Annotated in this window: 30 protein-coding genes and 1 tRNA gene; 25 read left to right on the top strand and 6 right to left on the bottom strand. The window is 57.2% G+C overall.

Annotated elements, in window-relative coordinates:
• Positions 1-81: 81 nt before the first annotated feature.
• The 25 genes from CPH89_RS18465 to CPH89_RS18355 all read left to right on the top strand — a co-directional run bounded on the left by CPH89_RS18465 (position 82) and on the right by CPH89_RS18355 (position 11,243).
• Complete coding sequence (locus CPH89_RS18465) at positions 82-774, top strand: LexA family transcriptional regulator (RefSeq protein WP_053254927.1); 693 nt, start codon at positions 82-84, stop codon at positions 772-774.
• 503 nt (positions 775-1,277) lie between these two features.
• Positions 1,278-1,529 carry a hypothetical protein gene (locus tag CPH89_RS18460; RefSeq protein WP_053254926.1) on the top strand — a complete coding sequence of 84 codons (252 nt, stop codon included), beginning with the start codon at positions 1,278-1,280 and terminating at the stop codon, positions 1,527-1,529.
• 226 nt (positions 1,530-1,755) lie between these two features.
• Positions 1,756-1,962 (top strand): hypothetical protein, encoded by a 207-nt coding sequence (locus CPH89_RS18455; protein WP_053254925.1) that lies wholly within the window; start codon positions 1,756-1,758, stop codon positions 1,960-1,962.
• A 635-nt stretch (positions 1,963-2,597) separates the two neighbouring features.
• On the top strand, positions 2,598-3,131 hold the full coding sequence (locus CPH89_RS18450; RefSeq protein WP_053254924.1) for an HNH endonuclease: 534 nt from the start codon (positions 2,598-2,600) through the stop codon (positions 3,129-3,131).
• A gap of 40 nt (positions 3,132-3,171) precedes the next feature.
• On the top strand, positions 3,172-3,384 hold the full coding sequence (locus tag CPH89_RS18445) for a hypothetical protein (protein WP_053254923.1): 213 nt from the start codon (positions 3,172-3,174) through the stop codon (positions 3,382-3,384).
• Between the two features lie 21 nt (positions 3,385-3,405).
• Positions 3,406-3,648 (top strand): DUF551 domain-containing protein, encoded by a 243-nt coding sequence (locus CPH89_RS18440; RefSeq protein ID WP_053254922.1) that lies wholly within the window; start codon positions 3,406-3,408, stop codon positions 3,646-3,648.
• 19 nt (positions 3,649-3,667) lie between these two features.
• Positions 3,668-3,943 carry a hypothetical protein gene (locus tag CPH89_RS18435; RefSeq protein WP_053254921.1) on the top strand — a complete coding sequence of 92 codons (276 nt, stop codon included), beginning with the start codon at positions 3,668-3,670 and terminating at the stop codon, positions 3,941-3,943.
• A complete protein-coding gene (locus CPH89_RS18430) occupies positions 3,940-4,164 on the top strand; it encodes a hypothetical protein (protein ID WP_053254920.1) in 225 nt (74 codons plus the stop codon). The genes CPH89_RS18435 and CPH89_RS18430 overlap by 4 nt, the downstream gene beginning before the upstream one ends.
• Entirely contained in the window at positions 4,161-4,400 is a 240-nt protein-coding gene (locus CPH89_RS18425) for a hypothetical protein (protein WP_053254919.1), read from the top strand. The genes CPH89_RS18430 and CPH89_RS18425 overlap by 4 nt, the downstream gene beginning before the upstream one ends.
• The gene (locus CPH89_RS30400) at positions 4,397-4,534 is read left to right on the top strand and encodes a hypothetical protein (protein WP_167422744.1); all 138 of its coding nucleotides are present in this window, start codon (positions 4,397-4,399) and stop codon (positions 4,532-4,534) included. The genes CPH89_RS18425 and CPH89_RS30400 overlap by 4 nt, the downstream gene beginning before the upstream one ends.
• Positions 4,531-4,995: a hypothetical protein gene (locus CPH89_RS18420; RefSeq protein ID WP_053254918.1), complete on the top strand. Its 465-nt coding sequence runs from the start codon at positions 4,531-4,533 to the stop codon at positions 4,993-4,995. Before CPH89_RS30400 ends, CPH89_RS18420 begins: the two co-directional genes overlap by 4 nt.
• A 123-nt stretch (positions 4,996-5,118) precedes the next feature.
• Entirely contained in the window at positions 5,119-5,367 is a 249-nt protein-coding gene (locus CPH89_RS18415; RefSeq protein ID WP_081006334.1) for a DUF551 domain-containing protein, read from the top strand.
• Positions 5,368-5,432: 65 nt separating this feature from the next.
• Complete coding sequence (locus tag CPH89_RS18410; protein WP_053254917.1) at positions 5,433-5,954, top strand: hypothetical protein; 522 nt, start codon at positions 5,433-5,435, stop codon at positions 5,952-5,954.
• Entirely contained in the window at positions 5,935-6,558 is a 624-nt protein-coding gene (locus tag CPH89_RS18405; protein ID WP_053254916.1) for a YqaJ viral recombinase family protein, read from the top strand. Before CPH89_RS18410 ends, CPH89_RS18405 begins: the two co-directional genes overlap by 20 nt.
• A 5-nt stretch (positions 6,559-6,563) precedes the next feature.
• Positions 6,564-6,944 carry a hypothetical protein gene (locus tag CPH89_RS18400; protein ID WP_053254915.1) on the top strand — a complete coding sequence of 127 codons (381 nt, stop codon included), beginning with the start codon at positions 6,564-6,566 and terminating at the stop codon, positions 6,942-6,944.
• 2 nt (positions 6,945-6,946) lie between these two features.
• Positions 6,947-7,315 (top strand): hypothetical protein, encoded by a 369-nt coding sequence (locus CPH89_RS18395; protein WP_053254914.1) that lies wholly within the window; start codon positions 6,947-6,949, stop codon positions 7,313-7,315.
• A complete protein-coding gene (locus CPH89_RS18390) occupies positions 7,287-7,808 on the top strand; it encodes an HNH endonuclease signature motif containing protein (RefSeq protein ID WP_081006333.1) in 522 nt (173 codons plus the stop codon). Before CPH89_RS18395 ends, CPH89_RS18390 begins: the two co-directional genes overlap by 29 nt.
• A 212-nt stretch (positions 7,809-8,020) precedes the next feature.
• Entirely contained in the window at positions 8,021-8,659 is a 639-nt protein-coding gene (locus CPH89_RS18385; protein ID WP_053254913.1) for a hypothetical protein, read from the top strand.
• Between the two features lie 175 nt (positions 8,660-8,834).
• Positions 8,835-9,008, top strand: a complete 174-nt coding sequence (locus CPH89_RS30180) for a hypothetical protein (RefSeq protein WP_155512280.1) — start codon at positions 8,835-8,837, stop codon at positions 9,006-9,008.
• 254 nt (positions 9,009-9,262) lie between these two features.
• Positions 9,263-9,469, top strand: a complete 207-nt coding sequence (locus CPH89_RS18380) for a hypothetical protein (RefSeq protein ID WP_053254912.1) — start codon at positions 9,263-9,265, stop codon at positions 9,467-9,469.
• Positions 9,456-9,659 (top strand): hypothetical protein, encoded by a 204-nt coding sequence (locus CPH89_RS18375; protein WP_053254911.1) that lies wholly within the window; start codon positions 9,456-9,458, stop codon positions 9,657-9,659. The genes CPH89_RS18380 and CPH89_RS18375 overlap by 14 nt, the downstream gene beginning before the upstream one ends.
• Positions 9,656-10,000: a hypothetical protein gene (locus CPH89_RS18370; protein WP_053254910.1), complete on the top strand. Its 345-nt coding sequence runs from the start codon at positions 9,656-9,658 to the stop codon at positions 9,998-10,000. The genes CPH89_RS18375 and CPH89_RS18370 overlap by 4 nt, the downstream gene beginning before the upstream one ends.
• On the top strand, positions 9,997-10,374 hold the full coding sequence (locus tag CPH89_RS18365) for a hypothetical protein (RefSeq protein WP_053254909.1): 378 nt from the start codon (positions 9,997-9,999) through the stop codon (positions 10,372-10,374). The genes CPH89_RS18370 and CPH89_RS18365 overlap by 4 nt, the downstream gene beginning before the upstream one ends.
• 142 nt (positions 10,375-10,516) lie before the next feature.
• Positions 10,517-10,825 (top strand): hypothetical protein, encoded by a 309-nt coding sequence (locus CPH89_RS18360; protein ID WP_053254908.1) that lies wholly within the window; start codon positions 10,517-10,519, stop codon positions 10,823-10,825.
• 166 nt (positions 10,826-10,991) lie between these two features.
• Positions 10,992-11,243: a hypothetical protein gene (locus CPH89_RS18355; protein ID WP_053254907.1), complete on the top strand. Its 252-nt coding sequence runs from the start codon at positions 10,992-10,994 to the stop codon at positions 11,241-11,243.
• Between the two features lie 8 nt (positions 11,244-11,251).
• Here CPH89_RS18355 and CPH89_RS18350 read toward each other — a convergent pair whose 3' ends face one another.
• The 6 genes from CPH89_RS18350 to dapA all read right to left on the bottom strand — a co-directional run bounded on the left by CPH89_RS18350 (position 11,252) and on the right by dapA (position 16,039).
• Complete coding sequence (locus CPH89_RS18350; protein WP_053254906.1) at positions 11,252-12,229, bottom strand: tyrosine-type recombinase/integrase; 978 nt, start codon at positions 12,227-12,229, stop codon at positions 11,252-11,254.
• A gap of 121 nt (positions 12,230-12,350) precedes the next feature.
• Positions 12,351-12,440: transfer RNA gene (locus CPH89_RS18345), tRNA-Ser, on the bottom strand.
• A gap of 83 nt (positions 12,441-12,523) precedes the next feature.
• Positions 12,524-13,237 (bottom strand): phosphoribosylaminoimidazolesuccinocarboxamide synthase, encoded by a 714-nt coding sequence (gene purC, locus CPH89_RS18340; protein WP_027604309.1) that lies wholly within the window; start codon positions 13,235-13,237, stop codon positions 12,524-12,526.
• Between the two features lie 27 nt (positions 13,238-13,264).
• Positions 13,265-14,023, bottom strand: coding sequence for an MBL fold metallo-hydrolase (locus CPH89_RS18335; RefSeq protein WP_053254905.1), 759 nt, complete (start codon positions 14,021-14,023; stop codon positions 13,265-13,267).
• Positions 14,024-14,027: 4 nt separating this feature from the next.
• Positions 14,028-15,143: an NlpB/DapX family lipoprotein gene (bamC, locus tag CPH89_RS18330; RefSeq protein ID WP_053254904.1), complete on the bottom strand. Its 1,116-nt coding sequence runs from the start codon at positions 15,141-15,143 to the stop codon at positions 14,028-14,030.
• Positions 15,144-15,160: 17 nt separating this feature from the next.
• Complete coding sequence (dapA, locus tag CPH89_RS18325; RefSeq protein ID WP_053254903.1) at positions 15,161-16,039, bottom strand: 4-hydroxy-tetrahydrodipicolinate synthase; 879 nt, start codon at positions 16,037-16,039, stop codon at positions 15,161-15,163.
• Positions 16,040-16,143 lie beyond the last annotated feature (104 nt).

Here is a 16,143-nt window from a genome sequence, read left to right as displayed (position 1 = left end):
GTTTATTTAATAAACAACACAACCCCGGTAAACTCTGTGTTTATGACTAATGAACATTCTGGCGACCGGCTACGGCGGTTTATGGCCGAGCAAGGCCTTACCGCAAAGCAGGTCGCTGAAACCCTTGAGGTTTCACCGCAGACTTTAAATAACTGGTTTAACCGGGGGCTCCCAGCACGCGCCATTTATCAGGCAGCTCTAAAGCTGTTTGTGGGCCAGCACTGGCTAACCACGGGGGAGCCTGACCCGTCTGGCCGATCCGACCCTCCAGTTCCGCCAGCCGCCGACTCGAACGCATCTTTGGATGGCCCTTTCGATGTCTGGGATGACGACACTCCCCTGGAAAATGATGAGGTGTACGTGCCCTTCTTAAAGGAGGTGGAGTTATCGGCCGGTAGCGGCAGGACGGTCGTCGAGCAATCCCACAAGCAAAGACTTCGATTTGGGAAGATGACTCTGCGGCGCCAGAATGTTCAGCCTAGCGAGGCAGTATGCGTGACCGTCAGCGGGAACAGCATGGAGCCGGTTTTGCCGAACGGCAGCACGGTAGGAGTTGACCAGGGGTCAACATCCGTCATTGATGGGAAAATGTACGCGCTGAACCATGGCGGCCAGCTTCGGGTGAAGATTCTTTATAGGATGCCGATGGGTGGCTTGCGCCTGCGCAGCTATAACCGTGACGAGCATCCCGACGAAGAGTACACAGCTCAGCAGATGATGGAGAACGAGCTTGTCGTTCTTGGAAGGGTTTTTTGGTATTCGGTCCTGGTGTAGCCGAAGCATCCGCGCATACAACCAAACCAAATCAGTAGCCACACCACAACTAAGCCCGGCCCAGCGCCGGGCTTCTTGTATCCGCCATCCTTGCATTACCCCCTTCCCCTCGCAGGCATCGACCTGCGCCGAATAGCACGACCTGCTGATTTGTAGTCGACCTGCTGCCCGCCGCTGAGCGGGCTTTTTTGTGCCTGCGATAAACACAAATAAACAAATAGTGTTGACGTGCTTATAAACGTGTTGTTTACTAGGCCCATCGAGTCACCCAACAGGGACTCGCCAGGGCCTCACAGCTCGCCGCTCTTTAACAACATGAAGACGTGTCACCCGGCGCCAGAGTTCTTTTCCTGACAGTGGCCATAAGCCTGGGTGAACAGTACGAAACACAGCCTGCTTCCGTGATCGGGATTCGACACGCAAGGTTTGCTGAGCAAGACCACAGATTTCCTCGATGACCTTGGAGACAGGGTCATCCGGGAAACCAACCGGGAGTCACAGCAATGAAAATCACACTTAGTCATTACCAGCTCAAAGAGCTGCTCGAGATGAGCGAGTCCAGCTGCGACCCAGAATGCTACGACGCGATTGTCATCCAGGTGGGCGATGACACAGCACACAGCGGACCGGGGCTTTACGCATGGTTCGATGAATGTCCAGAAGAAGGTGCTTCCTACATCGGTGACGATGCAGAAGACCAAGAGCGCGCCAACCGTATTGGCGAAGAGAGAGAAAACGCTAAGAGCGCAGCCTGAAGCATCCTCCTGCGCATTCACAGAGTGCGCAGCGGGATGCGGATGAGTACACACGGCGCAACGCCGCCCCCTGCATCACCAGTGCTTACGAACCACCCCGGCCTGACTCCAGCAGAGTGACCGGGTACAGATGGCTCCCTGCTGATTCAGGTAGCCATCTGGTTTCACAAATGCCTCTAGACCCCCTGGAGGTATTTGGAAGCCCATTCCCATCCGGAGTAACAGCATGAACGCCAAGAAATGCAAAGCCATCCGCCAGCTGCTGAAATCAGAAGGCGTTGATGTGAAAGAAACTTCCTATGTCGGCAGCGGCACTCGCGACAAGTTTGGGACCTCCCGGATTCTGAGGCTAGGCGTTGCGCAATGTCAGCTAAAACAGTGCGGCCGTCTCGCCGATAAGAACGCCAAGCGCGTAGCTGCAGCTGCCCTGTAACCCTCTCCTTGCACGTCCGCCAGACGAAAATTGGCCCGATCCTTTCCTTGGGGAGACTCGTATAGGGAGAGGCTGCATCGGAGTGTGATCTGTACCCCATTAAGCGTTAAGCCCGTAGCCGGGAGATGCCGAGAGACTGGGTGAGGCGGCAGGCGGCCCTTGCAGATCACACTCCGATGCAGATGAGTGCCCAGGCTGATGGGCAGCGTGAACGATCGGGTGGCCTCTTGCTAGCCAAGATCACACCCGCGTTAGGCGCGAAAGGAAACAAGTGAACCCTTGTACGCGCTGGAGGGTAGCCGCCAGCAACCCGGAGATCAGCACCGGGCATCTGCATCACTATTTCGGCGAAAGCCACAACGAAAGCGGGTCCTTTTGTAGTTTGGGAGCGTGCTTTACGCCTGGAAACTGCCTCCTAACACCTTGAGTAGCCGGTGTGACAGCTCGGAAAGACGAGCATCCATTCCATAGGTGGCCACTGCCTTCCCAGTGAGCGAATAGCGGAGGGCAATCATCATGGACTAGCCAATAGCTGCCCGACGCCTCATGCGCCCGGCAGGCTTGTACGTAAAGAGGGAAAAGCCCGGTTTCGACTGGGCTTTTTTACGCGCCGACTTACCAGATCGGAGTCGTAAATGAAAATAAGCAGCACCTACGTTGTTTCTTTGCTCCGTTACGATCCTACCGACGGCGCTATGTACTGGAATCCCAGGCAGGCACATCAAGTCAACCACCCCGAACTGCTTGATCTCTGGAACAGAAAGTACGCTGGAAAGCGAGCGGGCACGTCGAACAGAGACGGCTACGAAGTGATACGGGTGGGCGGAGATCAGTTTCGCACCAACCGGCTAGTTTGGGAGTTGCATCACGGGTCTATCCCGGATGGCATGCAGATAGATCACATAAATGGTGATCGCCGGGACAACCGTGCCGCCAACCTGCGCGCCGTAACAGCTGCCGAAAACAACAAGAACATGCGGCTTTCGCACCGCAACACCAGCGGGATTCACGGTGTCTTTTTCGTCCACTGCGACCAAAGATTCCAAGCCCACATAGTCGTCGATAGGAAGCATATCTACCTCGGCTATCACAAAACCCTAATTGACGCGGTGGCTGCCCGAAAGTCGGCAGAGCTTCGCCATGGGTTCCACCCAAATCACGGACGTTGAGCCACCGCCTAACCGGGCGAACCAACGAATGGAGAGAGTCATGGAATCGAAGATCGCTCCAGATCCTCTGACGGCGCTGTCTTCTGCCGTCGATAACGCAGAACAACGGGCGTTTGAAGATTGGCTACAGCGAACATCACCCAGCGGTGACTGCGACCAAGTCCACTCGCAGTGGCTTGATAGCAGCGACTTTGAAGATTTCTGCACCGAATGGGCTGAGCAGATTTTAGAAATCTCGGCCCGTTCCGCCTAACCCCAAAAACTGGAGGTCGCCATGAGCGATTGGATCAAGGTCAGCGACAAGCTGCCCGAGCTGGACACGCCTGTTTGGCTGCGAATGCCCGAGAACATCATGGTCGTCGGAGAACGAGGCTCCAGCACTGACGGCTGGATGTGGGCGGCCTGTTACGGGTTCTATTTCAACGCTATCGGCGAGTGGGACGCCAACGAAAGCGATGCCAGTGACGAATATGAGCCAACCCACTGGCAGCCACTTCCGCAACCGCCCACCGAATAACTTCAGCCTGGAGGCGACCATGACTTACGAAGTAATAGTTGAAGGGTACGTCCTCCAGGTGGAGGTGACGTATTGCGAGGAAGCTCTGCCAACCGAGTACAGGAATGGCAGCCGGGAACTGACGTTCGATGTGCTATCCGGGACCATGTACGACGGTGACGGCATTCCAATGGACGTGTGCCAGATGGAGCTGGCTGTGATTGCCGAGAGCAAGGAATACGTCCCGATGATCGAAAAGGCGCTGTGGCATGAGATTGACGCCCGCAAGCGCCGCTATGGGAGGTTGGCAGCATGAGCTATTCACCGCCATCACAGCACGATCTGGCCGTCGGCATGCTTGAGAGCTACATCGCCAACGTCATCGATCCAGATTGCAGCCCTATAGCCGTCAAGGCCTCGGCCAACACTGCAATCCTGATCTTCCGCACCCTTGGCGTGATCGACGCGGCTGAGGATGTCCACTACACCGAGCGCCTGCACCGTATCTACGAGCGCCGGCAAGGAGAGGCGCTGTGACTACTGCCAGACTACATGCCTTGAAAAATGGGCGCAGCCATGAGTTTAGTTTCAACTCCGACCCCAAGTGCCCGCACTGTGGCGAGGATTTCATCATTCAAAAGAATGAAGCATGGAGCTTGTATTCGGACGATGACCACCACGATGTTGAGTGCCCGAATTGCAGCCTAGAGTTCACCGTGGTGACCTACTGCCAGTACAAGTTCAGCACTGACGAGCAGGAGGATGAGGCATGACCATCATCGCCGGATCATTTGAAGGAATCGCCGAGGCCCTGAGAAATCAGGGCTTCTTGTTTCTGGTAGACGTTAAATGGATCGAGCAGCCTTGCAAGTGTGCGGGCCGCTGGACTTGCAAGGTGAGCGTATGAGTATCCCTGAAAAGATTTTGCAAGCTGGCTGCGATGCGTATGCAGCCACCTTCCTGAATGGCAATGGCTCGCTCGGTGATGGCATCGAGGCTGCTTACTTTGCCATCCATGAACATGATGACTGGGTGCGCGCCGGGCCGCCTGCCTGGACCGGCGAAGGCCTACCGCCTGTTGGGACGGTTTGTGAGATGCGCCGAACCGACTATGTAGATGTTGACTGGCAGAGAATTGAATTTCTTTGCGCCGGAAGCAAGAAGGCTTTCTTTAGGGATAGAGAGGGGCACGAGTGGTCTCGCCCATTAGGCGATCTCAAATTCCGTCCCATCCGTACTCCCGAGCAGATCGCGGCGGAAGAGCGTCGGGCTGCCATAAAGGAAATGATCGGACACATCGGCGGCTCCCGGCGCTGCGAGGCAGAAGTTCTGTATGACGCAGGCTACCGCAAGCAGGTTTCCGAATGACCTCCTACCAAAGAGCCAAGCGCTACTGCTTCTGGCGCGGGTCTGCCATAGCACTCGCATTCTTTACTTTCGTGATGGTGCTCGGCGCGCTCGCGGATCGAATCACTCAATAGGTAAGCCGCAATGACCGAATGGATCAAAGTCGAAGATCGCCTACCAAACCTTGAAGGCCTGCCAGATTACAACTGCCAGCAGTGCGTGATTGCAGTGGTTCGCAATCAAGTAAGGCCAATGTATTACGCCCGACAGATGTACAACAAGACAGAGAAGGGCCGCGAGCCGCGCTGGGAGGACATGCACGGTCGAATCGCATCAGCTCCAACCCATTGGCAGCCATTGCCAAATCTTCCTGATGACGTTTGTCCATTCTAAAAACCTCCAAAGCCACCCAATAACCCCCTTCACAGCGCCCCTCTCCGGTGGCGCGGAGAACAATCGTGTCCAACGAATCGAAAACCCACTTCCGTAAGGCGTTCGACTCGCCCTACTTGAGCAGCGCCGATATCGTCGAGCCGACGATCCTGACCATTGCCCGCGTCTCGCTTGAGCCAGACAAGACCAAGAAAACGAAAGACGTGTTCAACACCGCGCACTTCGTGGAGCGCGAGCTGCGCCCAGGTGAGAAGCTCAAGCCGATGATCTTGAACGCCACCAACAGCAAAACCCTGCGCTCTCTGACGGGCTCACCGTTCATTGAGGACTGGGCAGGCTTCAAGGTGACCGTCTACGTCGACACGAACGTGAAGTTCGGCAAGGAGACGCTGGAGGGGCTTCGTATCAGTCAAAAGGCTCCAGTCATTGCTTGGCTGACGCCGGACAACGCCCGTAACTGGACGAATGCCAAGAACGCATATAAGCGCGACGGCAACCTAGATGGAGTTTTGGCCAGGATTTCTATGAGCGAAGAGCATCAGGCCCAGTTGAAGGAGGAATGCGCCAATGAATCGCGTGTGGCATGACGTTCCTCAAAACACCGAAGCGTGGCAAGCGTTAAGACTCGGCAAGGCAACCGCATCCAACTTTGGCTGCATCATGGCGAACGATGGCGCTGCATTTGGCGAGCCTGCCAAGAAGTACGCCCTGCAACTGGCGCTGGAACTTGCAACCGGCCGAAAGGCGGAGTTCAGCTTTTCGACGGACCACATGGAGCGTGGTCATGAGCAGGAACCAGTTGCCCGCATGCTCTACGAAGACGCTGAGTTCGTCACTGTCACAAACGGCGGCTTCTTTGACTGCGGCGATTACGGAGATTCGCCTGACGGGCGAGTTGGCAACAAAGGCCTGATCGAAATCAAGTCCGTCACCGCGGCAGTTCACTACGCAACCCTCAAGCGCGGATCGTTCGACCCGGCTTACCGCTGGCAGTTAGTCGGTCATCTCGACTGCGCAGATTGCGACTGGGTTGATTTCATCAGCTTCTGTTCTGAATTCCCCGACGCAAGCCAGCTAATTGTGTACCGATCGGACCGTGACGATTTCAAGGAAGAACTGAAAAGGCTGGCCGAGCGCCGCGCCAAGTTCCTTGAACTGGTCCAGACAACACTGAAAAGCATCCCGAGGTAGCGATCATGAGATGGGACGCCCACAAGGCTGCTGAGCCGGAAGTAGCAGCAGCCCTACCCCAGTACGTCGATGCCGGAATTCTTGCCGCCTCAAAGGCTCTCGGAAGGTCAACACGCTCAATTAATCGGATCGCGGCAGAGCATGGCTTCGAGTTCTCAACCTGCACCGCCAAGACGATGGAGTCTCGACGAAAAGCCAGGGCCTCATTGGTCACTCAGGTCCAGGCGCTGGCTGATTTAGGCGCCCACCAGGCAGAGATTTGTTCTGCCCTGAGTATCACCCGTGCCGAGCTTCGAGAGATCGCCGAGATTAATGACATCAATATCGACAATCGCACCAAAGGCCCAGCGCCTGCCTTCTTCGCGAAATCACCCAAGCAGGCCTGATCATGGCAGCCCAACCGAAAGAACGATCTGCAAAGACTGCGGCGAGGCGAAAGACTCGCGGCGAGGAAGAGTTGCGACTTCACACCATGGCCGGCACCCGCCAAGCCTTGGCTGACCTGATGGCCTGGCACGGCATCGAGGAACAGGGAGAGGCAATGACGCTGATGATTCACCATCTGCATGGCCTTGGCCCAGCGGGATCAGCGAAGTTCCTCGCGCCGCCGCGACACGAAACCTGCTTGAGCAAATCTGTGTTGCGAGATTTCCGGATGCAAAGCCTGCTGATGATTCGAAAAGACGGCGGCGACGAAATTATCGACCCAGAACAGCTGGAGGATCGCAATGAGCGGAAAATTTCGAGAATCAATTGATCTTGTGGGCCAGGATATCCTGAAGGAACGACTGGAATACGACCCTGATACCGGGATATTTAATTGGTTAATCCCACCTCCGCGCTCAGCTGTAGGAGACATCGCAGGACGAACTAACACCAATGGCTACCTCGAGGTCTGGCTTTTAAGTAAGCGTTACTTGCTCCACCGCCTTGCGTTTCTATACATGGATGGGGACCACCCTGCATCTGAAATAGACCATATAGATGGATGCCGCACAAACAACGCATGGTCGAACCTACGAAGAGTTTCTTCAGCAGAAAATTCCCGCAATAAAAAAATATTTTCTAACAACAGAAGCGGCGCATCTGGCGTTCACTACGACAGAAGTACTAGTGAGTGGGTTGCATCTATCCGATCCGGCGGAAAGCTAATCCGCATCGGCAGCTACGGACTGAAATTCTTTGCAAAGCAGGCAAGGCTTGCAGCTGAGAAGAAGTACGGCTTCCACGAAAATCACGGAAAGAGATAGCTCGCCTACGCCCGCGAATCGCTGCGCATCTGCCACGACGAATAAGGCGCCTGGAGAACCCCATGATCCGCCAATACCGATTCAGCGAGCTAATGGCTCGACTGACCAATGCTGAGTGAACGGCCATTCAAGATGGCCGAGGCAATTTTGTGTTTATGCCGGTTGCCTACAGAGGCAGGCGGTTGTGATTTCTGATTATTTGGAGGTGGGTCATGAGTGAAGTGAAACGGTATTGGGTTGAGTCACGCATGCTTGTTCAGGAAGGCTGGCACCACGATGACACAGAAGTGGTTCAGGCTTGGGCCTTAGACCGGGTAACCGCCGAGCGTGACGCGGCGCTGGGGCGTGAGGCTGCGTTGCGGGAAGAACTGGACGAAGCTCAGCGGGTACTCAGCTTTTCTGGCAACGAAGCGGACGCATACAGCACTGCGGCATTGCACGAAGATCTGGCAAGCGTCAACAGCGACAAAGAGGCCTACGCACAAAACGCGATTGACCTGCGCAAACGTGTCGACGCCCTGCAAGCCCTGCTGACCGCAGCGGATGAGGAACTTGATCGTGCGGGCGGCTACTACCTCAATAAGAATTCCGAGTGCTTGCAACTGCGCAAACGGGCGGATGCGCTTGAGGGGTTGTTGCGTGATTGGCTGAAAGACTTCGGACGCACTCACTGCGGCTTGCAGCGACTGAAGGAGCGCACGCAGGCCGCACTCAAGCCAGCAGATGGCCAGCGCAATCAGTGCGACGGTTGCCAGGCAGGTATCCCGGTCGTGAACGGTGCTCACCGCATGGGCAAGCCTGACCGCTATCCGGACACGATGAGCTGCACCGCCAAGCTGTACCAGCCATGAAAGCCCAACTCCCCGCCTACTGCTGGTGCCTGCTGGCACTGGCACAACTGATTTGCTGAGGTGATTTATGCGTGAGATTTGCGGAGTTGCTGCATGTTTTACCGGTGCTCTGCTTTCGGTGGTTGCCGGATGCGGAATGGTTTATTTCGTTGTTCACGTACTTTGAGGGCAAGCCATGACCACCACCCAAACGATTGACGGCGTGCCGCGTGAGCTTATTCAGTGGCTCGTTGATCATGAAGAATTTCTGGATTTCGGCGGACGTGAATTTGAGCTGCGCGCATTGCTGGAAGCCAAACCCAAGGCCGAGCCAGTAGCGTATTTGTGCAAGGCCAGCGGACTTAAATAGCTTCAGTACGGCGCTAAAGTTTCAGACCCTTGGCGCCCTGAAGAGGTAGAGCTAACGCCGCTCTACGCCGAGCCGCCCGCTCCGGTAGCGGTGGTGCTGCCTGAGCGAATCCAAGAAGCCGACGTAGAAACCCTGTTTCAAGAGGGCAAGCGTGTCGGCTGGAACGCATACGCAAACTGGCTGAAACGCCTCAACCCCTCTCTGTAACCCCTCCCCCTTCAAAGTCAGCCGCTATAGCGGCAAGGACACCCCCTATGTCTCAGATCGAAATATGGGAAGGACAACGCTTTGCCGCGCAAATGATTGAGCAGGCATCCCATCTGCCCAAGTGCATGTTTGACGGGCGCGGGCCGGTGGAAACGATGGCGAGCAATCTTGAAGTGGCATCGCAGGTGCGGCCGGCCGATTACGCGAAGGGAATGCTGCAGGTCATCGAGGTGGTTCGCCATGGCCTGCTATGACATCCACGAAAAGCGCGAGGACGGCAGCGTAGGCCGACTGCTCGACGTGATCGACCGAGTACCGGAGCGCAGGAAATCCGGCCTATTCATCGAATTCGACGGCGAGATGTTCCAGGTACTGACCGGCATCCGCAATTTTATCACTGTGACGACTGAGCGCTGGGCGCGGAAGTCGGGGAGGAAGGCATGATCGACCGTACCGAACTGAAACGATTGGCTGAGGAATTCCCGGCTGATCTGGATTGGGACAGCAATACCGAACCATTTTTCAATGGGCCATCTGGGGAATCGCTGGGTGGCGGCTCAACTGGGTTCTATTGCGTCTATGGTGCCCCCTTCGAAATTGATGGCGAACAATACGACGGGTATACGTACGTCGAAACCTGCAAGGTCGACTTCGCAAAATTCATGTGCGCTGCACGTGACGGTGTCCTGGCCCTGATCGCTGATAACGAGGCGCTGCGTAAAGAAGTTGCCCGACTCAAAAAGGACAACCTTGCACTGCTTGAAAACCCAGGTGACGCGCTATGAGCGATAAATTACTGAAACTTGTGAAACGACTTCATGACGCCGCTCTTGACCTGTATCACGAGCCTGTTCGCAGCCACGTACCAGTTGATCGATCAGACCTTAAAGAGATCGTCGAGGACTGGAGCCGACTCGTTAGCGAGAACCTAACCGAGCGCCTAGAGGTTGCCAGGCTCAAGGCTGAGATAGAGGCCATTCGCAAGGACAAGTCAGAGCCATGCGACGGCTGCTTCATGGCTGATGCAGAAGCTCAACGTACTGATGCTGAACGCTTCCAGTTCATTGCGAATGATGCCGAGTCTAGCCTTGAGCGCGCCTATGGCGATGACTGGCTTGCTATGGTGGATCAGCTTAGGTCAGCCGGAGTTCAACCATGACCACGCACCGAATCCAAGACAACACCGGACGCTGGCGCCGTGTCAGCAAGTCGACATCAATCCGAGGGAGCTACGTAAGCTTCTACCGTGGCGAGCCAAGCAGGCTTTGGCGGCCGGGTCAATTCAAGGCTGTGGAGGTGGTATGAATATTCCGAATGGTTACAAGCTGGTGCCAGTTGAGCCGACCGAGCATCAAATGAAAATTGCGCGAAGCATGACCATGCAGCAAGAGCAGATTGTTGGCGCTGAATATCGAGCCATGGTTAAGTCCGCCCCTACGCCGCCGCAACCCATCTACGACGAGGCGAAGGAGCGGGAGCGGTTTGAGGCCTACTGCGCAAAGGTTGGCCTTCCTATCGACACTCTCCCTTCTGGCGAGTACCTGATTCCAGCTACGCGGTTCATGTCTCAAGGCTGGCATGCCCGCGCCAAAGCTGGGGAGGATGAGTGATGGCCTTCAAGGGTTTTCATGCGAAGTACTGGTGGTTCCGTATCCGTGGTGGCTACGGCCTCCACTTCCGCTGGGTAAGCGATGGGTATAGCCCGCCCTTCAGCGAGCGCAATGGATACGAGCGAGTCCTGAAAATTGGTCGCCTCTGGATAAAGGTACTGAAGCCATGACCGACGAAGCCGAGATTGTGTTTGTGGACGGCCTGGGCAAGATGCTTGGCCGGACTGAAGCATCTGTCAGGGAAGGAATTCGCCGGGGCGTGCCGTGGCTGCCCAAGGGTTTCAAGATGGGCATTAGGCATTGCTGGCTGAAGGAGGATGTGCGGGAGTTTCTGCGGGCGTGCCGCGACGGGGAGAACAAGGCGCCGAAGGTCGGCCGGAAGCGGTTGCCGCCGCCGACCTTGCGGGGTGTGGCCTGATGCTGGGGCTATCCCAGCTTTTCAGCCAGATCGTTCGGGCAAAGGTGCGTGTAGCGGCGCAATACCGAAAGGGTGCGGTGCCCGGTGATGGATGCCACCTCCATCATCGCCAACCCGCGCTCGAACATCCGGCTGGTTGCCTCATGGCGCATATCGTGAAGGCGGAGGTCTTTGATCTTCGCTGCCTCACACGCCAGGGCGAAGTAGTTGCTCACGCTGTCCAGCTTCAAATGAAAGAACCTGCCGCCGTCAATCGGCGTCGGCAATCCATCCAAGAGTTCCACCGCCCGCTTTGACAGCGGAACGGATCGGCGCTCGCCGTTCTTCGTGTCTTCGAGGAATGCAACTCTCCCCCGAACTTGATCCTTTCGCAGCATGACCAGCTCAGACCGGCGCATTGCCGTCTCCACGGCCAGCTCTACGATTACTGGCAGCTCAGCATTGATCTCGCCTGCGTGCTTATAAAGTGCCTTGAGTTCGGCGGTGGTCGGCCGGCGCTCCCGCTGCTTGCTGCCCTTCGGCATGCGGATGGCGGTACACGGGTTCTTCAGGCCCTGAATCCCCCAGTCCTTTGACGCGACTGTATATAGGTGGCTGATCAGCGCCAGGTTCAGCCGGACGGTAGCCGTGGACTTACCGGACTTCAGCTCGGCATCGCGGTACGCAGCCATATCGCTGGAGCGGATCGCGGCCAGGGACTTATTCCCCCACTCCGACGATTGCCACTTCTTGGCGCGCACCTTCTCCTGGGCCGATCCTTTCTTCGCCTCGCTCACCTCGTTGACGTACCGCGTCATGGCTTCGGTGAGCGTTGTGCTCTCCGCTTCCCGCGTGTCAACGAATCGCGAACGTGACATATCACCCTCGATTTCGGCTGCCCATCTCTGGGCTTCTGCCTTAGTGTCGAAGGTTGCTGAAAGTGTCGGGTATCCTTTGCGACGGATCTGGGCTCGCCAGGCGTCACCGCGCTTCTCGTAATAGGCCATTTACGGATATTGAAGTGGGCTTGGGGGAATCGCAAGGAGAGCCAATCCCCCAAATTTCCCCCAATCTACAACCAAATGCAAAAAGGCCCCGAGGCTGTTAAGCGCTCGGAGCCTTTAAATATGGCGGAGAGATAGGGATTCGAACCCTAGGTACCGGTGAAGGTACAACGGATTTCGAATCCGTCCCATTCGGCCACTCTGGCATCTCTCCAACGGCGCGCATCATAACAGTGTGTTTCGCGGAAGCAAACCCCAAAAGCGATTTTTTTCCGTTCTATCAGATGCTTGCGTCGATTAAAGCGGAACGCCGAGGCGCTTGGCGACTTCTTCGTAGGCTTCGATAACGTCACCGAGGCCCTGGCGGAAGCGGTCTTTGTCCATCTTCTTCTTGGTGTCCTTGTCCCACAGACGGCAGCCGTCCGGGCTGAATTCGTCGCCCAGGACGATGGAGCCGTCGTGGAACACACCGAATTCCAGTTTGAAGTCGACCAGCAGCAGACCCGCGTCGTCGAACAGCTTGCTCAGCACGTCGTTGACCTTGAGGGACAACTCCTTCATGCGCGCCAGTTGCTCAGCGGTGCCCCAACCGAATGCCACGACGTGGGATTCGTTGATGAACGGGTCGCCCTTGGCGTCGTCCTTCAGGAACAGCTCGAAGGTGTAAGGGTTGAGCTTGAGGCCCTCCTCTACGCCCAGGCGCTTGACCAGGCTGCCGGCGGCGTAGTTACGCACGACGCATTCGACCGGGATCATGTCCAGCTTCTTCACCAGGCACTCGTTGTCGCCCAGCAGTTTGTCGAATTGGGTCGGAATGCCGGCCGCTTCGAGTTTCTGCATGATGAAGGCGTTGAACTTGTTGTTCACCATGCCTTTGCGATCAAGTTGTTCGATGCGCTTGCCGTCGAACGCCGAGGTGTCGTTACGAAACAGCAGGATCAGGCGGTTGGCGTCGTCGGTCTTGTACACCGACTTGGCTTTGCCGCGGTAGAGTTCTTCACGTTTTTCCATGATGGGCTCCGCTTGCTAAATGGTGGGCTAGGCGATGTGTCGCCAGTCGAGCCCTGAATCTTGATCGGCCAGTTGCAGCCAGTCCGGGTCGCACCCGAGGGTGTCGACAAAACATTGCCGGGCCAGCTGCGGCAGGTTGTTCTTGCTGCTCAGGTGGGCCAGGACCAGGTGTTGCAAGTCTTGCCAGCCCAACTCATACACCAGGTACGCCGCCTGGTGGTTGTTCAAATGTCCCAGCTCGCCGCCCACCCGTTGCTTGAGAAAGTACGGGTAATGACCACGTGCCAGCAGGTCTCGGCAGTGGTTGGACTCGATCATCAATGCATCCAGGTCACGGTAACCGTCCAGTACCTTTGAGCAGTAGGAACCCAGGTCGGTGAGCACGCCGAAACGCCGCTCACCGTCACTGAATACATACTGCGTCGGCTCCTGGGCGTCATGCGCTACGGCAATCACACTGATGCTCAACGCACCAATCTGCAGCGTCTCGCCACCGGCCAGGAAACCTGCAGGTTCTATGGGTTTGCGCATCCCGCGCAAGGTGCCGCGACTCAGGTACACCGGAAGATTGTAGCGCCGAGACAGCAAACCCACGCCATGCACGTGGTCGGCATGTTCGTGGGTCACCAGAATCGCGCTCAGCTGCGCGGGGTTTACCCCCAGGCGCAGCAGGCGCCGCTCGGATTCCCGCAGGGAGAAACCACAATCCACCAGCACGTACGTGTCGTCATGAGCGACCAGCGTGCCGTTCCCTTGGCTACCGCTGCCGAGAACGGCAAAGCGCATCGGATCAGCCCAGGTTGTCCTGAATCACGCCCAACACTTTGCGTGCTGTTTCAGCAGGCGCAACGGTGTTGATGTTCTTCTCGACAGTGACTTGCACGCTCTCGCCAACCTTGCTCAGGCGAACCTGGTAACGCTCGGCGCGGGTCTCGATCTCTTCCTTGGTCGGCTTGCTGCCGAACAACTTGCCGAAGAAGCCTGGCTCGTCGTCTTTCTTCTCGGCCTTTTCAGCCACGTTGATGTAGTACAGGCCCAGGCTGCGGTTGATGTCTTCAACGCGCCAAGGACCTTGCTCCAACGCACGGCCAACACTGGCCCAGGCGCGGTCGAGGTCTTCACCCAGGGTCAGCACCACGTTGCCGCTGCCGTCTTCGGTGAGGCTGACGCGGTTGGGCGTGTCAAAGTTACCGGCGGCGAGCAGGGAGACCGAACCGCCCTTCTCGGAGATACGGCTCATGCTGGCCAGCATCTCGTCGACCAGCGCGGCGTCAACGCCCATGTTGACCGAACGCGGGGTGAAATCGACGTTGGCAGTACTGCCGGCCGGGCGCTCGGCGCTGACCACGTAGACTTCACTGGTATTGCGTTGCACGCCGGGCTCGATACGCACACGCACACGGGCTTCGCTGTCGGCGGCTACACCACCGGCCTGCAGGCGCTTGGCCATGCTGGCGGACAGTTCGCTGCCGTGCTGCCACGCCGTGGTGAACTCACCGGTCTGCGGACGCTGCTGATCAATGCGGAAACCGTTGTCCTGGAAAAACTGCACCGCCACCGGCCAGACTTCGGCAGGTGGGCGCTGAGCGACGATCCAGCGGTTGTCGCCGCTCTTCTGCAGGCTGTAGTCACTGGCGTCAGCCACGGCCGAGATCGGCTGTGGACGTGGCACCACGTACTCACCCTTGGTGGTGTCGTCAGCGACGTTGCGCGGGATCGGCAGCAACGGGTCAAGGCGCTTGGCGACATTGACGTCAGGCGGCAGTTGCATCGGTTTGGTTGCTTGTGCTTCCAGGTAATCGCTACCGCGGTCACGGAAGTAACCATCCGGGCCCCAAATCCAACCGCAGCCGCTGGTGCTGGAGATAATCAAGGCAAGTGCGGAAAGTCCGGCCAATCGCTTCATGCGTAGTGCTTCCTCAATTAAACCAGGACGCCGGACTGGCGCAGGGCCTGTCGCAGCGGTTCGTGACAGGCTTCGCTGAGCCGGGTGAGCGGCAGACGGATACCGTCCGGCATCAAGCCCATTTCAAACAGCGCCCATTTCACGGGAATAGGGTTGGATTCGATAAAGAGTGTTTTGTTGAGCGGCATCAGCTTCTCGTGGATCGCACGCGCCTTGACAGCATCACCGGCGATGGCCGCGGCGCACATGTCGCTCATGGCACGCGGGGCAACATTGGCGGTCACCGAGATGTTGCCTTTGCCACCCAGCAGGATCAGTTCGACCGCCGTGGCGTCGTCACCGGAATACACCAGGAAGTCGCTGCTTACGCCAGCCAGGATGTCCTTGGCGCGCTGCAGGTCGCCGGTGGCTTCCTTGATACCGATGATGTTCGGTACGGTGGACAGGCGGATCACGGTCTCGGCCTTCATGTCACAGGCAGTACGGCCGGGCACGTTGTAGAGGATCTGCGGGATATCAACGGCTTCGGCAATGGCGCGAAAGTGCTGGTACAGGCCTTCCTGGGTCGGCTTGTTGTAGTACGGGGTCACCAGCAGGCAAGCATCGGCGCCGGCTTTCTTGGCGTTCTTGGTCAGCTCGATCGCTTCACGCGTCGAGTTGGCGCCCGTACCGGCGATCACGGCGATACGACCCGCGACGCGCTTGACCACGAACTCGATCACCTGAATGTGTTCTTCCACATCAAGGGTGGCCGATTCACCTGTGGTGCCGACCGCCACAATGGCGTTGGTGCCCTCTTGCAGGTGGAAGTCCACCAGTTTGCCCAGGCTATCCCAGTCGAGATGACCTTGTGCATCCATGGGTGTGACCAGTGCCACCATACTGCCCGCAATCATGCAACCGCTCCTGCCGGAAAAAGAGAGCCGTAATGGTACTGGCGCCAAGATGCTTGTACAAGCGAAGTACCGCCTGAGGATGCGTTCTGGATCAACTAAACGAC

The organism is Pseudomonas fluorescens, assembly GCF_900215245.1.
GTDB lineage: Bacteria > Pseudomonadota > Gammaproteobacteria > Pseudomonadales > Pseudomonadaceae > Aquipseudomonas > Aquipseudomonas fluorescens.
The sequence above is the reverse complement of the archived record's forward strand: the minus strand, read 5'-3'. Positions and strand labels throughout refer to the sequence as shown.

Coding starts and splice junctions, on each gene's coding strand:
- CPH89_RS18455 (WP_053254925.1), top strand. CDS start 1,756: ATGAACGCCAAGAAATGCAAAGCCATCCGCCAGCTGCTGAAATCAGAA.
- CPH89_RS18355 (WP_053254907.1), top strand. CDS start 10,992: ATGACCGACGAAGCCGAGATTGTGTTTGTGGACGGCCTGGGCAAGATG.
- CPH89_RS18445 (WP_053254923.1), top strand. CDS start 3,172: ATGGAATCGAAGATCGCTCCAGATCCTCTGACGGCGCTGTCTTCTGCC.
- CPH89_RS18460 (WP_053254926.1), top strand. CDS start 1,278: ATGAAAATCACACTTAGTCATTACCAGCTCAAAGAGCTGCTCGAGATG.
- CPH89_RS18390 (WP_081006333.1), top strand. CDS start 7,287: ATGAGCGGAAAATTTCGAGAATCAATTGATCTTGTGGGCCAGGATATC.
- CPH89_RS18465 (WP_053254927.1), top strand. CDS start 82: ATGGCCGAGCAAGGCCTTACCGCAAAGCAGGTCGCTGAAACCCTTGAG.
- CPH89_RS18375 (WP_053254911.1), top strand. CDS start 9,456: ATGGCCTGCTATGACATCCACGAAAAGCGCGAGGACGGCAGCGTAGGC.
- CPH89_RS18380 (WP_053254912.1), top strand. CDS start 9,263: ATGTCTCAGATCGAAATATGGGAAGGACAACGCTTTGCCGCGCAAATG.
- CPH89_RS18385 (WP_053254913.1), top strand. CDS start 8,021: ATGAGTGAAGTGAAACGGTATTGGGTTGAGTCACGCATGCTTGTTCAG.
- CPH89_RS30180 (WP_155512280.1), top strand. CDS start 8,835: ATGACCACCACCCAAACGATTGACGGCGTGCCGCGTGAGCTTATTCAG.
- CPH89_RS18400 (WP_053254915.1), top strand. CDS start 6,564: ATGAGATGGGACGCCCACAAGGCTGCTGAGCCGGAAGTAGCAGCAGCC.
- CPH89_RS18415 (WP_081006334.1), top strand. CDS start 5,119: ATGACCGAATGGATCAAAGTCGAAGATCGCCTACCAAACCTTGAAGGC.
- purC (WP_027604309.1), bottom strand. CDS start 13,237: ATGGAAAAACGTGAAGAACTCTACCGCGGCAAAGCCAAGTCGGTGTAC.
- CPH89_RS18405 (WP_053254916.1), top strand. CDS start 5,935: ATGAATCGCGTGTGGCATGACGTTCCTCAAAACACCGAAGCGTGGCAA.
- CPH89_RS18360 (WP_053254908.1), top strand. CDS start 10,517: ATGAATATTCCGAATGGTTACAAGCTGGTGCCAGTTGAGCCGACCGAG.
- CPH89_RS18365 (WP_053254909.1), top strand. CDS start 9,997: ATGAGCGATAAATTACTGAAACTTGTGAAACGACTTCATGACGCCGCT.
- CPH89_RS18450 (WP_053254924.1), top strand. CDS start 2,598: ATGAAAATAAGCAGCACCTACGTTGTTTCTTTGCTCCGTTACGATCCT.
- CPH89_RS18430 (WP_053254920.1), top strand. CDS start 3,940: ATGAGCTATTCACCGCCATCACAGCACGATCTGGCCGTCGGCATGCTT.
- CPH89_RS18395 (WP_053254914.1), top strand. CDS start 6,947: ATGGCAGCCCAACCGAAAGAACGATCTGCAAAGACTGCGGCGAGGCGA.
- CPH89_RS18350 (WP_053254906.1), bottom strand. CDS start 12,229: ATGGCCTATTACGAGAAGCGCGGTGACGCCTGGCGAGCCCAGATCCGT.
- CPH89_RS18435 (WP_053254921.1), top strand. CDS start 3,668: ATGACTTACGAAGTAATAGTTGAAGGGTACGTCCTCCAGGTGGAGGTG.
- CPH89_RS18420 (WP_053254918.1), top strand. CDS start 4,531: ATGAGTATCCCTGAAAAGATTTTGCAAGCTGGCTGCGATGCGTATGCA.
- bamC (WP_053254904.1), bottom strand. CDS start 15,143: ATGAAGCGATTGGCCGGACTTTCCGCACTTGCCTTGATTATCTCCAGC.
- CPH89_RS18335 (WP_053254905.1), bottom strand. CDS start 14,023: ATGCGCTTTGCCGTTCTCGGCAGCGGTAGCCAAGGGAACGGCACGCTG.
- CPH89_RS18440 (WP_053254922.1), top strand. CDS start 3,406: ATGAGCGATTGGATCAAGGTCAGCGACAAGCTGCCCGAGCTGGACACG.
- CPH89_RS18370 (WP_053254910.1), top strand. CDS start 9,656: ATGATCGACCGTACCGAACTGAAACGATTGGCTGAGGAATTCCCGGCT.
- dapA (WP_053254903.1), bottom strand. CDS start 16,039: ATGATTGCGGGCAGTATGGTGGCACTGGTCACACCCATGGATGCACAA.
- CPH89_RS30400 (WP_167422744.1), top strand. CDS start 4,397: ATGACCATCATCGCCGGATCATTTGAAGGAATCGCCGAGGCCCTGAGA.